Here is a 13,284-nt window from a genome sequence, read left to right as displayed (position 1 = left end):
GGTGGCCTACCGCGCCCAGGCTTACGCCGCCTCCGCGCAGCGCTCCTTCAATAGCGGTCCGACCTCCGCCAGCCACGCCTCGATGCGGGGATCGGTCAGCGCCGGTTGCGAGCGCTGGTCCACCACCAGGCCCACGAAGCGGCCATCGACGATGGAGGCCGAAGCCTCGAAGGTATAGCCCTCGGTACTCCAGGCACCGACCATATCCGCGCCACGGGCCTGGAAAAACCGGTAGAGGTGGATCAGCGAACTGGCGAAGCGCTCGGAATAGCGTTCCTGGTGGCCGAGCCCGAACAAGGCCACCCGCTTGCTGGAAAAATCCATCCCTTCCAGTTGCGGCAGGAATTCCGCCCAATTGGGTTCGACGCAACCGACCGCCTGGCCGGGCACCGCCCCCACGCCATAGCTGGGCGTGCCCAGGATCAGGGCGTCGTAGCCGGAAAATTCCGCCACCCCGGCCCGGTTGACGTTCTTGGGCGCGTCGGCGGTTTCCGCCCCCAGCGCCTTGAAAATCCGCTTCGCCACCAAGCGGGTGGTCCCGGTGTCGGTGCCATAGAAAATGCCGATCTTGTTCACGATGTTCCCCGTTGTTGTCCACGACCGCGCCCCGAGGCGCTGAAACCGCGTGCAGCAGGTTCCAGGCCAGCCGATATTTTTATGTGGAATCAATGGGTTAAGCGATGGGGGCGGCGCTGGTCCGCCCGCTTCGGCGCTGGATTGTAGGCAATGCGACAAACCGCGCAGCCCGGATGGGACGCGGTGGAATCCGGGCTAGGGGCCGCTTACGCGCCGCAGCATTTCTTGTACTTCTTGCCGGAACCGCAAGGACAGGCCTCGTTGCGGCCCACCTTGCCTTCGGCTTTGCGTACCGGGCTGGTTTGAGCGGCGAAATGGGCGTGGAGGGCGGCGACCGCGGCGGGCAGGGCGGCGGCGACTTCCTCGAAGCGGGTGCCGCTCTGCGAGATGGTTTTGCAACCGCGCTCGGTGCCCAGCAACAGCATGGGCGAGAGCATTTCGCTGTGGCGGTCCAGGAGCTTGTCCCAAGGGTCGGGGGACAGCGACATGCCGGTCACGAAGCCCTGGCACCAGCGTTGCGCGTTCTGAATCGCGTCGCCGTCGGCGGGGGTGGGATGCGGCGCGAAGCTTTGCGCCTTGATGGCGTCCTTGACCCGCTCATAATGGGTGAGGATTTGCCGGGTGAGGCGTTGTTCCTGCTCGGCGTCGGCGAATTCGGGCTGTTGCGTGCCTTCCCCGCTATCCCAGACCCAGGCCAGCCATTGCTCGGAAGGCACGGAGCCGGGCACGAGGGCCAGCGCCGCGCACAGGCCGTCGAGTCCGTGCAGGTTGAGGCCGTGTTCCGGCATCGCGGTGGAAGAGAGGAAGCGGTCGAGTTCGTCGATGGAAGCGATGGTGGTCATGGATAGGGTCGGGTTGTCGTGATGGGGAAGCGGCGGGAACCGCCGGGCATAAAAAACCCCGTGTCATCGCTAACATGGGGCTTGGGTTGGAACGCCGGACACCGGCACGGGAATCGCGGCCAGCCAACCGATGGAAAACAAGCGCTTGGGCGCCCGTATCCAAGGCGTTGATTTTACAACAGGATGAAGGTTTCTGGATGATTTTGTGGCGGAACCTTCCACTGCCCCTGGCCGGGAGTCCAAAGCAAGCTTTGGACGCCGGCGGACATTCGTTCATGTGGCTCCGGTCTTCACCGCCCGCCAATCCAACCCGAACCGCGCCAGATATTTACGCAGCCGGTCGGCGTCGTTGGGGCTGGCGCGTTGGTTCCGCGACACGGCGAACAGCCGCCGCCCCGCCTCCGACAGGCTGGCCGCTTCCCGGCAGACGCCGATCACCGCTTCCAGTTGCAACTGGTCGAACCGGTCGAGGTCCGCCCAGGCTTCCGGTGTCAGCAAACACCCGGCCCGGCCACCCTCCGCCACTGGTTCCCACAAGGCCCGCAGCCGGGCGATTTCCGTTTCCACTAGGCTTTCGGCGATCCGCCCGCCCTCGGCCAGGGTCGCCAGCCGCATCACCGAAGCGCCCAGGTCGCGGAAATTGCCGCTCCACTTCGCGGCGGGCGACTGCGCGAACGCCAGGTATTTGCGGCGGGCCTCGGCGCTGAACCGCACCCGGTGGCCGAGTTCCGCCGAATGCCGGGCCAGGAAGAAATCCAAATTCGGCTCGATGTCCTCGGGGCGGCGGGCCAGTCCGGGCAGTTCGTAGGTCCACAGGTTGATGCGGGCGAACAAATCTTCCCGGAACCGCCCGGCCAGCACTTCCCGCCGTAGGTCGCGGTTGGTCCCGGCGATCAACTGGAAATCGCTGCCCACTTCCCGGTCTCCGCCCACCGGATAGAAGGTCTTGTCCTCGATGGCCTTGAGCAGCATGGCTTGTTCGTCCTGGCCCAGTTCGCCGATTTCATCCAGGAATAAAACGCCGCCATCCGCCGCCCGCAACAAGCCGCCGCGCTCCGCCACCGCCCCGGTGAACGCGCCCTTGACATGGCCGAACAGGGCCGAGGCCGCGCCATCGCCGCGCAGGGTGGCGCAGTTGACCTCGACGAAACCGCCCGCCACCTGCCGCCGCGCCTTCTTCAACTCGAACACCCGCCGCGCCAGGAAGGATTTGCCCGCGCCGGTCGGTCCCATCAACAGCATGGGTGCCTTGGAACGCACCGCCACTTGTTCGATCTCGGTGATGACCCGGTTGAAATGGGGATTGCGGGTGGCGATGCCGGATTTCAGCAGGGCGATGGCGTCTTGCTGGGCGCGGGCGAAGCGCTGGGCGATGGCGTCGTATTTGGACAGGTCCAGATCGATCAGGACGTAGCCGCCGATTTCGCCCACGCCTTGGCGCTTGGGCGGGGAGGTTTGCAGCAAGGGGCCGGGCAGGTAGCGGGCCTCGGCCATGAGGAATAAGCAGATTTGGGCGACATGGGTGCCGGTGGTGATGTGTATCCAGTAATCCTCGTTCCCGGTGTCGAAGGCGTAGCCGCTGGCGAAATCGAACAGCGCCGCGTAGACCTCGCCGAAATCCCAAGGATCGGCGATGTCCAGCGCCACGGGCCGGACCAAAGTTTCCGGCGACACGGCGGCGATATCGGCCACGATTTGTTCCACCAGGGAGAGGTGGCGCGGCGTGTAGAGCAACTCGAAGCGGTGGACTTCCAAGTCTTCGCGCTGGGTCAAGGCCACGCTGGGACGCCATTTTTCCCAGCGCCCGGCGGCCCTGCCCGCGTCGAGCTGGGTGCCGATGAAACCGATGACGACGAGATTCTTCATGGGAATTTTCGCTAATAGTTTAGCTTAAAGTATAAAAATTCCAGGACTCCGGGCCAAGCCGATGGAGTGCTTATCGACCCCGAAACAGGCTGAAAGCTAGATAAATCAATGAGTTGGAATAATGGCGCAAATCCTGGCACGGCGGCTGCAATAGTACAGCCGTAACCGCAACGATCACGAGATGAACGCCATGGCGAATCCACAATTGTTCCAAAGCACGCGGGGCCGTGCCCTGCCGGTGGCCGATGGCCGTAACCACGAAGGCGCTCCCGCCTATGCTTTCAGCCCCAAGCACCGGCTGGCCCAATACGCCGCGACCGGCTGCCTGAACGGCACGTTCTACGCCGGGGCCGAAGCGCAATTGGCGACGATCCTCGACCTGTGCCGCGAGGTGGAGCCGCGCTTCATCGCCAAGACCGCCGTTTACTGCCGCGAGCGGGGTTATATGAAAGATATCCCGGCCTTGTTGGCGGCGGTGTTGACCCTGCGGGGACCGGAATTCCTGCCCCAGGTGTTCGACCGGGTGGTCGGCAATGGCCGGATGCTGCGGAACTTCGTGCAGATTTTGCGGAGCGGCGCGGTGGGCCGGAAGTCCCTGGGCACCCGGCCCAAGAAGCTGGTGCAGCACTGGCTGAACCAAGCTTCCGAGAAGGATTTGCTGAACGCCGCCGTGGGCAACGCGCCCTCCCTGGTCGATGTGGTGAAGATGGTGCATCCCAAGCCCGCCGAGCCCTGGCGCGAAGCCTTTTTCGCCTGGTTGATCGGCAAGCCCTACGATGCGGCGGCCTTGCCACCCATCACCCAGGCTTTTGAAGCCTGGAAGCGCGACCCCGGCGGCGAACCGCCGGAGGTGCCGTTCCAAATGCTGACGGCTTTGAATCTGGACACCAAACAATGGGCGCGGATCGCCCGCTGTAGCGGTTGGCAGATGGTGCGGATGAATCTGAACACCTTTGCCCGGCATGGCGTGTTTGCCATGGAAGGCATGGCGGAGGTGGTGGCGGACAAACTGCGCGATCCGGCGGCCATCGCCCGCGCCAAGGTGTTCCCGTACCAATTGCTGGCGGCCTACCGCTCGGTCGGGCAAGGCGTGCCCGCCCAGGTCCGGGAAGCTTTGCAGCAGGCTATGGAAACCGCGCTCGCCAACGTGCCGGAATTGGCGGGCCGGGTGGTGGTCTGCCCGGACGTGTCCGGTTCGATGCGTTCCCCGGTCACGGGCCAACGCGGATCGGCGACCACGTCGGTGCGCTGTGTCGATGTGGCGGCCTTGGTGGCGGCGGCGTTGCTGCGCAAGAACCCCGAGACGCGGGTCTTGCCCTTCGAGACCGATGTGGTGTCGGTGGCTTTGGATGCCCGCGCCACGGTGCTGGCCAATGCCGAAAGGCTGGCGGCGGTCGGGGGCGGCGGAACCAATTGCAGCGCTCCTTTGGCCTTGCTGAACCGCGAAAAGGCCCGGGCCGATCTGGTGGTGTTCGTCTCGGATAATCAATCCTGGGTGGACGCTGTCCGGCATGGGGCCACGGCCACCTTGAAGGAATGGGAAATCTTCCGCCAGCGCAACCCGGAGGCCCGCTTGGTCTGCATCGACATCCAGCCCTACGGCACGACCCAGGCGGCGGAACGCGGGGATATTTTGAACATCGGCGGGTTCTCCGACGAGGTGTTCAAGGTGCTGGCGGCGTTCGCGGCCGGGCAATTGACGGCGGCGCATTGGGCCGGCGTGATCGAAGAGATGGTTTTGTAAGTGTTGGGCGGAGGCCCGCGAATGCCGGTGTGATTACATCGATTGTTCCGATAGCGCGATCACACCGAATTCTTGTCGCGGGCCTCCGCACTTAGGTTGATGTGCGAATGCCGGTTGGACTACATCAGGTAGGCGGGCAACCGCTCGGGTTCAAGTCCCGGAGCCTGGGGCGACCCAGGTTCGAGTCCAACCCCGTTTTGTCGCACAGCTTTTTATGACGATTTTGGGCGAATGCCGGTGGAACTACACGCCTGTCACGCGGGAGGTCGCGGGTTCGATTCCCGCCGGTCCTTCGGGACCGTAGCTCAGAGGCCAGAGCGCCTTGTTTCACCACACCTTGTCGCCCATCTTTTTTGATGGCTGTTTGGTGCGAATGCGGGCAGGACTACCTCATGTCGCCGGTTCGATCCCGGCCCGTGCTTCGGCGCGGTAGCTCAGTCGGTAGAGCAGAAGTCTTGCCGATCCTTGTCGCGCCGCTTTTTTCGATAATTTTGGGCGAATGCGGGTGGAACTACATCTACCCCGGAAGTCGCGGGTTCGATCCCCGTCGGTCCCGCTACCCATAGGACCGTAGTTCAGTGGTAGAACACCGGGCAAGTTTCACCAACCCCTTGTCGCCCAAGCTTTTTTAGCGATGAATGCCGATGGAATTACATGGTAAAGCGGCGGAGCGATCCGCAGGTTCCGGGTTCAAGTCCCGGTCGGCCTATGGCCGGTAGCGAATAGGAATTTCATCATCCCTTGTCATCGCGCCTTTTATTCCAGGGGAAAGCCCATGAACCACGAATCCTACGAAGTCCTCCAGCCCACCCAAGGCCACCACATCAAGATGTGGACCCGTGGCGTCCCGGTCGAGGAAGAAGCCAAGCAGCAGCTTTTCAACATCGCCCGGCTGCCGTTCATCTTCAGCCACCTGGCGGTGATGCCGGACGTGCATCTCGGCAAGGGCTCCACCATCGGCAGCGTGATCCCGACCCTCGGGGCCATCATCCCGGCGGCGGTCGGGGTCGATATCGGCTGCGGGATGATCGCCGCCCGCACTTCGCTGACCGCCGCCGACCTGCCCGACCACCTGCATGGCTGGCGCACGGCCATCGAAAAAGCCGTCCCCCATGGCCGCACGCCCGGCAGCCGCGATGTGGGCGCCTGGACGAATCCGCCGCCGGAGGTGGACGAAGTCTGGGCCGAACTGGAGCCGGAATTCCGCGAGATCACCGCGAAATACCCCAAGCTCGCCAAGACCAACAACCGCAACCACCTGGGCACGCTCGGCACTGGCAATCACTTCATCGAGGTCTGCCTGGACGAGGTGGATCGAGTTTGGTTCATGCTGCACTCGGGCTCGCGGGGCGTCGGCAACGCCATCGGCAACCTGTTCATCGAACTGGCGAAGGAGGACATGCGCCGCTATTTCATCAACCTGCCGGATGCCGATTTGGCCTATTTCCCGCAGCAAAGCGAACATTTCACCGACTATGTGCAAGCGGTGGAATGGGCGCAGGATTACGCCCGCCGCAACCGGGCCTTGATGATGCGTCAGGTGGTCGAGGCCATCCGCCGCATCATGCCCCAGCCGTTCGAGGCCGAGGTCGAGGCGGTGAATTGCCACCACAACTACGTGCAGCGCGAACACCATTTCGGCAAGAACATCCTCGTCACCCGCAAGGGCGCGGTGTCGGCGCGGGAAGGCGAACTCGGCATCATCCCCGGTTCGATGGGGGCGCGGTCCTACATCGTGCGCGGCAAGGGCGAGCCGCAGTCGTTCTGCTCGTGCAGCCACGGCGCGGGGCGTTTGATGTCGCGCTCCGAGGCCAAGCGCCGCTACAGCGTGGCCGACCAAATCCAGGCCACCGAAGGCGTGGAATGCCGCAAGGACAAGAATGTGATCGACGAGATTCCCCTGGCCTATAAGGACATCGACGCGGTGATGCGGGCGCAGGCGGATTTGGTGGAGATCGTGCATACCCTCAAGCAGGTGGTGTGCGTCAAGGGTTAGGCGGGCCGCGTCAGAGGGGGATATTTTTCGGTGTGCGCCGGATGGTCATGGCGCGGAATAGCCGAAAACCCTGGGCCACTTCGTGCATGGTCTCGCTGGTGTCGATTTTGGAAGCGAACGCGATCCGCGCAGCCACGCCGCGTAGTTGGAAAAACCAAAATAACCCCATAAAGGGATTGATGAACAACTCGCTGCCTTTCGTCCTGGGGGTGACATGGAAATTCCCGAATTCACCCCGGATGGCGCTGGCTATGGAATTGGCGACGATACTCATATATCCCGGCAGCCGCCGGTTCAGGTATTCCACCAACTCCAAATAACCCCGTCCCTCGTCCATATCCTGAGTCAAGGCGATGGCACCCAGGTATGCGCCGTCCCTGGTAAGGGTGGCGATATTTTCCAGGCAGGCATGGTGATTGAGGTCGTGGAAATAATCGACACCAAACCCGGTCGCGACCAGATAGCGATGGGCGATGGGAACTTTGGCCGCCGCGATGATGGAACAGGCATCCTCGACGATGGTGCCGACCCCTACTTCATCGCCGAACATCAGGCTATCCGTGCCGCCATCGACCAGGATGAGTGTGTCGATACCGTGTTTCTGGGCGATCACCGAATAGGCATGGCCGAGCGGGATAACCCCCAGCTTGTTGGAGCAAGCGTAGATATCGGGATTCTCGCCCCTGGCGCTTAGCCATTCCAGGATGAATTTCTCTGGAAAGTAAGGTATATCCCGCGATTCTTGGGTGATCTGATAGGTGCCTGGACAGATTTCATCGCTGTCCGTGGACGGTAATGCGGTGAAGGATAAGTTGGCCAGAACCACGGGCTTGCCGAGTTTGCGTAGATATAAATAGATGGGTATTCCACTTGCCACGTCGAAACCACCACCCGCGCCCGCGATCAGGATGGATTTCGAGTCCGATAAGGCGTCGAAAAAGGGAATTTTCATTTTAAAACCTATAAGCAGCGTTTTGTTCGATGTGGACTTTAATGCGGCATAATCCCGATGGTCAAGGATTATGATGTGAAGTATATTCCGGGGGCATGAAATGGTGAATGAATACTTGGAACTGGACGGTTCGGAAGGCGAGGGTGGTGGACAGGTATTGCGGACGGCGCTGTCGCTGTCTCTGTGTACCGGGACGCCGTTCCGCATTGTCAATATCCGCGCCAAGCGCAAAACCCCAGGGCTGATGCGCCAACACCTGACCGCCGTGCGGGCGGCGGCGGAGATTTGCGGGGCCACGGTCGAAGGCGACCGGGCCGGTTCGCAAACCTTGGGCTTCGCGCCGGGGCTGGTCCGGGGCGGCGACTACCGCTTCGCCATCGGCACGGCGGGAAGCTGTACCCTGGTGTTCCAGACCGTCCTCCCGGCTTTGCTGCGGGCCGATGCGCCGAGCCGGGTCGAACTCCAGGGCGGCACCCACAACCCCATGTCGCCGCCGTTCCATTTCCTGGAGCGGGCCTTCCTGCCGCTGCTGCGGCGCATGGGCGCGGAGGTGTCCCTGGAACTCCAGCGCTTCGGTTTCTATCCGGCGGGCGGCGGCGGTTTCAGCGCCCACATCGAGCCCGCGCCCCGGCTGCGGCCCTTGGTCCTGGAGGAACGCGGCCCCCGCGTCCAAGCCTACGCGGAAAGCTTCATCGCCGCCCTGCCGGTCCACATTGCCCGCCGGGAACTGGACGTGGTCGGCAAGCGCCTGGGTTGGAACGCCGAACAACTCCACCTGCGCGGTCTCGCCAACGACCAGGGGCCGGGCAACGCCTTGTTGCTGACCTTGGAACATGAACAAGTGACCGAGGTGTTTTCCGGCTTCGCGGAAAAGGGCGTGGCGGCGGAAACCGTGGCCGAGCGGACCGTCGAGCAGGCGCGGCGTTATCTCGCGGCGGGAGCGGCGGTGGGTCCGTATCTGGCCGATCAATTGTTGCTGCCCTTGGCCCTGGCCGGGGCCGGGTCGTTCACCACGGGGACGCCGAGCCAGCACGCTATCACCAATGCCGGGGTGATCCGGCGCTTCTTAGACGTGGAGATTCGGATGGAACGGCGGGATGATGGGGCGTTTCGGGTCGGGGTGGGACGGGATGGTTGAGGACCGGGAAACAAGGGTTGTCATGGGCCAACCCTTGTTTTGTTGCCCGGCGGCGCTGGCGCTTCAGGAGGGCGGTGTCGGGGGCGTGCCACCGCCGCCCCCGCCGCCGCTATTGTCCGCGCTGGTCGGGCAATTCAACCCGGCCACGCCTTCGCTGGTGTCGATCACGAGCCGGATCGAGGCGCTGCAACGCTTGGGGAGCAGGGTCGTGGTGGCTAGTAGATCGTCTCCGGCATCGCTGGTGACGCCGTCGATTTCGGAATGGTTGGACGCGCCGTTATAGATCGAATCGGTCGCGTTGTAAGTGCGCACCTGGGTATCGTGGGTGTAGGGGGGTTTGGCCGCGATGATATCGGTCAGGTCGTCGTCGAAGAAAATCTGCGTGGCTTGGTCGTAGGTGGCGTTCCCCGCGTCGTCGTACAGGCGGATGCGGGCATGGATGTGGACCGTGCGCCCGGTGTACCAGCCGGGGTAGATGGAAACGAACCTGACCAGCCCCCTGGAATCGGTCACTTGGTAGCCGCGCAGCCAATCCACGGTGCTGGCGTCGTAGGCACCGTTATTGGTCTCGCCGGAGTAATAACCCAGGGCATTGCAATGCCAGATATCCACATAGGCCCCCGCGAGCGGGACGGTCTTGCCCTTCGCGTTCAGCGTGAAGATCCGGATGCGTAGGCCGAGAGGGAAGCCGGTCGTGGTTTCCCCGGTGGTGGAATCGCTGCGGACATCGGAGCGGAGCAGTTTCTTGTCCAGGCAGAACGGGCCTTCGGTCAGCACGGGCGAAAGCGGGTAGCTCGCGGCCAGGGCGGTTCCCATGGGGGTTCCGAGCGCTGCGGCCGCGGCCAATCCGGCCACGCCCCGCGCTCCGTTGAGTAAGAACCGGCGCCGGGCCGGTACCGGAATATCGTTATTGGGTGGCATGGTCATGGGATGGGTGTCCTCGGGGGAAGGGGAGTGCCGCACCCCGGCGAGGGGGCGTGGTTTTGGAAGCTTGGCCGCGCTACCGGCCAGCGCGGACCATTCTGGAAGACGAATATGGAGCCAAATTGGAGGGAATGTGAAGTTCAGCCCCAGCGGCGCCACCGTCCGCCACGGCGGGTCGTGGAGCAACCCGCCGCTTCGGACCTACCCCGGTCGGCGGCTTACTGGCAAATTCCCCCGGCACCGGGCGTGCAGCATTGGCCGGTCGAGCGCTGGCACATCTGCACGAAATTCCCGCCCACCGAGGACGTATTACAGTTCTGCGCGGTGCGGAAATATTTCCCGCCCTCCACGGTCTGGCAGGTCTGGGCCAGATTGCCGACACAGCGCTTCTCCACGCCTGGAGCCACGCAGGGCGTTTTTTCCAGCACGTCCGCCGCGGCCTTGCGGTCGTCCAGCGGCGCGAGGTAGGTATAGCTGGGCGCGAAGAACTGGGCCGAGTTCGGGTCCAGATTGGCGGGCCGTCCGGGGAAGTTCGCCACGAACACATTCACCATCCCGCACTGGCCCATGTGGTTGATGGAAGGGTAGGGCGTGCCCGTCTGATAGATATCGCCTTCCCAGCCCGGCGTCGGCGACACGGCGTTGTTGAGCGTGGTGACGATGAAGCCCTTCAGCTCGAACCACTTATGGCCTTTGCCATCGTCGAACGCCTGCTCGCAATCCATGTCGGCATCGAGCATCCAGTAGTGCATCCCGAAGTTGTTTTCGTTGGCGATGCCATAGCCCGCCATCCACACATAGGGTTGGTTCTGGCCCTGGGCCGCGCTGGTGGTCCAGTCCACCGGCGAACCACCGCCTAAACCGCCGCCGGGCTGGGCCTGGCCGGGTTCGCCGCCGTTCCAGTCCAGATAAGCGTCGCCCCAGCGGTAGACATTGGTGCGGGCGTTCAGCCAGTTGCGGTGGGTGATGCGGATGGGGGAACCGCCCTGGCTCCCGCCCCGCACGAACATGTCCTGGCCAGATTGGGTCTGGGCGTAGATGAATACCACGGTGCGGCGGATATCCCGCTTCGGGGTCGGCGACGCGGCACCCAGGCCATAGACCACCACTTGGTTGTCGTAGGTCGCCATGTAGACCTTGCCGTTGGCTACCAGGGGCGGGGCGAATTTGGTCGCTGCGCCGACGTGGTCGTTCGGCTCCATCTCGCTGTCCCATATCATTTGCAGGGTGCCGCCGACCGCGCTCGACACATCGTAGGCGCGGAGGATGTTCGGCGTGGGGGCGATATTGGCGGCGGGGTCGCCGGGCAGGTTGCCCGCGGCCTGGTTCACCCAGAGGATGGCGTTCTGGGTGCCGTTGGCCGATAGCGAGAGGATGCCGCCGGGCATCCCGCCCGGCGAGCCGGTGCCCCAGGAGGCGGTTTCCGTGCCTTTCGCCAGGGGGCTGGCGCCGAAATGACCGCTGTTCTTGGCGAACACCCGCACTTGGTTGTTCTCGCCCTGCACGAACAGCAGGTTGTTGTGATAGACCCCGGTGCCGTGGATATGCGGGGTGCGGCCACCGTCCACATGGCCGATGGTGAAGGGATCGGTCGAGGTGATCTGGTTCAGGTCGTCGAACAGCGAGCCGTGGCCGTTCCAAGGTTGGTAATCGAAGGTGGCGACGAAGGGCGGGTCGATCAGCTTGGAGTAATCGCGCTGGCCCATGCCGCCGCGGTGGATGTGGTAGTACACGCCGTCCTTGCCGCCGGCGATCAGCCCGCCGCCCTCCGGCAGGGCGACCACGCCGCCTGCCGATAAATCTTGATCCTTGTGGGCGGCGTCGCGGTCGCGGTCGAGGAAGGGCGTGAACCAATCGGCCACCGCCAACGCGCCGGGATCGCCGGGATTCCACACCAGCCGCACCGCGCTTTCGCCGAGTTGGTCGGCCCCGAAGGCCGGGTTGTAGGGACCGTTGCCGGTGGCGACATAGATATCGCCGTTGTCGTCGATGGCGGGCGCGGCGTTCGCCATCCATATCCCGGCCCCGCCGCCGCTGCCGGAGCCGTTGTTGGGGCTGGAACACCAGACATCGTGGGAAGCTTTGCCCTGGGGCAGCTTGGCGGTGTCGAAGGCGACCACCCAGCCCGCCGCCGTGTTCTGGCCCTCGCCGCCGCCGAAGGCGATGACCACGGCCTTGGCACCATTCGGCTTTTTGGCCAGGGCCAGACCGGCCCGCTGCATCTGGCGGTAGCGGTCGAAGCCGACGCCGTTCTTGCTGTAGCCGTCGATCCGTACCGAGGGAAATTTTTCGTTGGCGAGGTTGCCGATGTCCAGCCCGAACAAGCGATAGGTCGGGCCGCTGGTGCCGTTTTCATAGCCCCAGCGCACCACATATAAAGTGCCGGTGGCGGGATCGATGACCGGGGTGCTGGCGATGCCCCATTCGCCATGGATGGTGAAGGGCTTGAGAGTGTGGAGATCGTTGCCGGTGACCGGGGCGCCCAGCCAGCGGGTCGAGAGTTGGGCACCGCTGTCGGCGTCGAAGGCATACACGGTGTTGTGCATGGTGGCGACATAGACCACGTTGTGGAGGCCGCCGCCGATGTTGACCTGGGACGCATAGAGCGGCGAGCCCTCGATCTTGCCATCCACCTTGAGCGCGAAGCGTTTGTGGAATTGGTTGGTGTCGGCCTTGACATTGGCCGGGGTGAGGGTGGTTTCGGCGGTGTTGGCGCCGGTCCGATATGGGTCGTAGCTGCGCTCGAAGACGTTGACCGCCGCCTGCGCGCTGCCGAAACCCGCGAGGCCGGCCAGGAAAACCCAGGTGGCCGACCGTCGCGCCCGTGGGGCTGGTTGCTGATGTGTCATCTGTATGCTCCGATATGATGGCCCGTTGGGGCCGCTAGCCTCATCCGCGCTCTAGGGGATGGCGCGTTCCGAATCCTGTTCCATATCCCCCAGGGTGCGCTTGGGGGGAAAGTGATTATCGAAAGTTAATCTGGCACATCAAAAAGGCGATGAATAGTGGTCCGGTACAGCGCTTCCGAAATGGGCTGTATCCGATTTATGGTGTTTTTCCGGCGATTCAGGCATCAAGCATCTCTATGGGGAGGCAGGTCGGGAGATTTTCCTGTGGCCCGGCTGATTCGCCTATGGCGTGGGCCGGGCCGTCGGATAAGGCGTTGCCGTATGGCTTCAGCGTGGCACGACTGAAGCGCTCCCCGCCCTCTGGTAATATCGCCCCCAATCCAGACACGAGGTGGCG

At 63.7% G+C, this 13,284-nt stretch carries 9 protein-coding genes and 1 tRNA gene; 4 read left to right on the top strand and 6 right to left on the bottom strand.

Features of this window, described 5'->3' with window-relative positions; genetic code table 11:
• Positions 1-21 precede the first annotated feature (21 nt).
• From B9N93_RS12330 to rtcR, 3 genes are all read right to left on the bottom strand, one after another.
• Positions 22-576 (bottom strand): flavodoxin, encoded by a 555-nt coding sequence (locus tag B9N93_RS12330; RefSeq protein WP_085214058.1) that lies wholly within the window; start codon positions 574-576, stop codon positions 22-24.
• A 206-nt stretch (positions 577-782) separates the two neighbouring features.
• Positions 783-1,418 carry a YecA/YgfB family protein gene (locus tag B9N93_RS26330; RefSeq protein WP_085214056.1) on the bottom strand — a complete coding sequence of 212 codons (636 nt, stop codon included), beginning with the start codon at positions 1,416-1,418 and terminating at the stop codon, positions 783-785.
• Positions 1,419-1,691: 273 nt separating this feature from the next.
• Entirely contained in the window at positions 1,692-3,284 is a 1,593-nt protein-coding gene (gene rtcR, locus B9N93_RS12320; RefSeq protein WP_085214054.1) for an RNA repair transcriptional activator RtcR, read from the bottom strand.
• A gap of 190 nt (positions 3,285-3,474) precedes the next feature.
• Here rtcR and B9N93_RS12315 point away from each other — a divergent pair, with 190 nt between their 5' ends.
• The 3 genes from B9N93_RS12315 (at position 3,475) to B9N93_RS12310 (ending at position 7,024) form a co-directional block, all read left to right on the top strand.
• Positions 3,475-5,028 carry a vWA domain-containing protein gene (locus tag B9N93_RS12315; RefSeq protein ID WP_085216263.1) on the top strand — a complete coding sequence of 518 codons (1,554 nt, stop codon included), beginning with the start codon at positions 3,475-3,477 and terminating at the stop codon, positions 5,026-5,028.
• Positions 5,029-5,666: 638 nt separating this feature from the next.
• Positions 5,667-5,737, top strand: a tRNA-OTHER gene (locus tag B9N93_RS25500).
• Positions 5,738-5,803: 66 nt separating this feature from the next.
• On the top strand, positions 5,804-7,024 hold the full coding sequence (locus B9N93_RS12310) for an RtcB family protein (protein WP_085214052.1): 1,221 nt from the start codon (positions 5,804-5,806) through the stop codon (positions 7,022-7,024).
• A 10-nt stretch (positions 7,025-7,034) separates the two neighbouring features.
• Here B9N93_RS12310 and B9N93_RS12305 read toward each other — a convergent pair whose 3' ends face one another.
• Complete coding sequence (locus B9N93_RS12305; RefSeq protein ID WP_085214050.1) at positions 7,035-7,976, bottom strand: DUF1152 domain-containing protein; 942 nt, start codon at positions 7,974-7,976, stop codon at positions 7,035-7,037.
• 100 nt (positions 7,977-8,076) lie between these two features.
• On the opposite strand from B9N93_RS12305, the gene rtcA reads away from it, so the two are divergent.
• Positions 8,077-9,114 (top strand): RNA 3'-terminal phosphate cyclase, encoded by a 1,038-nt coding sequence (gene rtcA, locus B9N93_RS12300; protein WP_085214048.1) that lies wholly within the window; start codon positions 8,077-8,079, stop codon positions 9,112-9,114.
• A 63-nt stretch (positions 9,115-9,177) separates the two neighbouring features.
• Here the strand turns inward: rtcA and B9N93_RS12295 are convergent, their stop codons facing one another.
• Positions 9,178-9,930 (bottom strand): dioxygenase family protein, encoded by a 753-nt coding sequence (locus tag B9N93_RS12295; protein ID WP_176225249.1) that lies wholly within the window; start codon positions 9,928-9,930, stop codon positions 9,178-9,180.
• 326 nt (positions 9,931-10,256) lie between these two features.
• Positions 10,257-12,887 carry a PQQ-binding-like beta-propeller repeat protein gene (locus B9N93_RS12290; RefSeq protein WP_085214044.1) on the bottom strand — a complete coding sequence of 877 codons (2,631 nt, stop codon included), beginning with the start codon at positions 12,885-12,887 and terminating at the stop codon, positions 10,257-10,259.
• Positions 12,888-13,284: the final 397 nt, after the last annotated feature.

Source organism: Methylomagnum ishizawai (assembly GCF_900155475.1).
GTDB classification, from domain to species: domain Bacteria; phylum Pseudomonadota; class Gammaproteobacteria; order Methylococcales; family Methylococcaceae; genus Methylomagnum; species Methylomagnum ishizawai_A.
The sequence above is the reverse complement of the archived record's forward strand: the minus strand, read 5'-3'. Positions and strand labels throughout refer to the sequence as shown.

Bases quoted from the DNA above. Each gene is read 5' to 3' on its own strand.
- B9N93_RS12310 (WP_085214052.1), top strand. From the start codon at position 5,804: ATGAACCACGAATCCTACGAAGTCCTCCAGCCCACCCAAGGCCACCAC.
- rtcR (WP_085214054.1), bottom strand. From the start codon at position 3,284: ATGAAGAATCTCGTCGTCATCGGTTTCATCGGCACCCAGCTCGACGCG.
- rtcA (WP_085214048.1), top strand. From the start codon at position 8,077: ATGGTGAATGAATACTTGGAACTGGACGGTTCGGAAGGCGAGGGTGGT.
- B9N93_RS26330 (WP_085214056.1), bottom strand. From the start codon at position 1,418: ATGACCACCATCGCTTCCATCGACGAACTCGACCGCTTCCTCTCTTCC.
- B9N93_RS12295 (WP_176225249.1), bottom strand. From the start codon at position 9,930: ATGGGAACCGCCCTGGCCGCGAGCTACCCGCTTTCGCCCGTGCTGACC.
- B9N93_RS12290 (WP_085214044.1), bottom strand. From the start codon at position 12,887: ATGACACATCAGCAACCAGCCCCACGGGCGCGACGGTCGGCCACCTGG.
- B9N93_RS12305 (WP_085214050.1), bottom strand. From the start codon at position 7,976: ATGAAAATTCCCTTTTTCGACGCCTTATCGGACTCGAAATCCATCCTG.
- B9N93_RS12315 (WP_085216263.1), top strand. From the start codon at position 3,475: ATGGCGAATCCACAATTGTTCCAAAGCACGCGGGGCCGTGCCCTGCCG.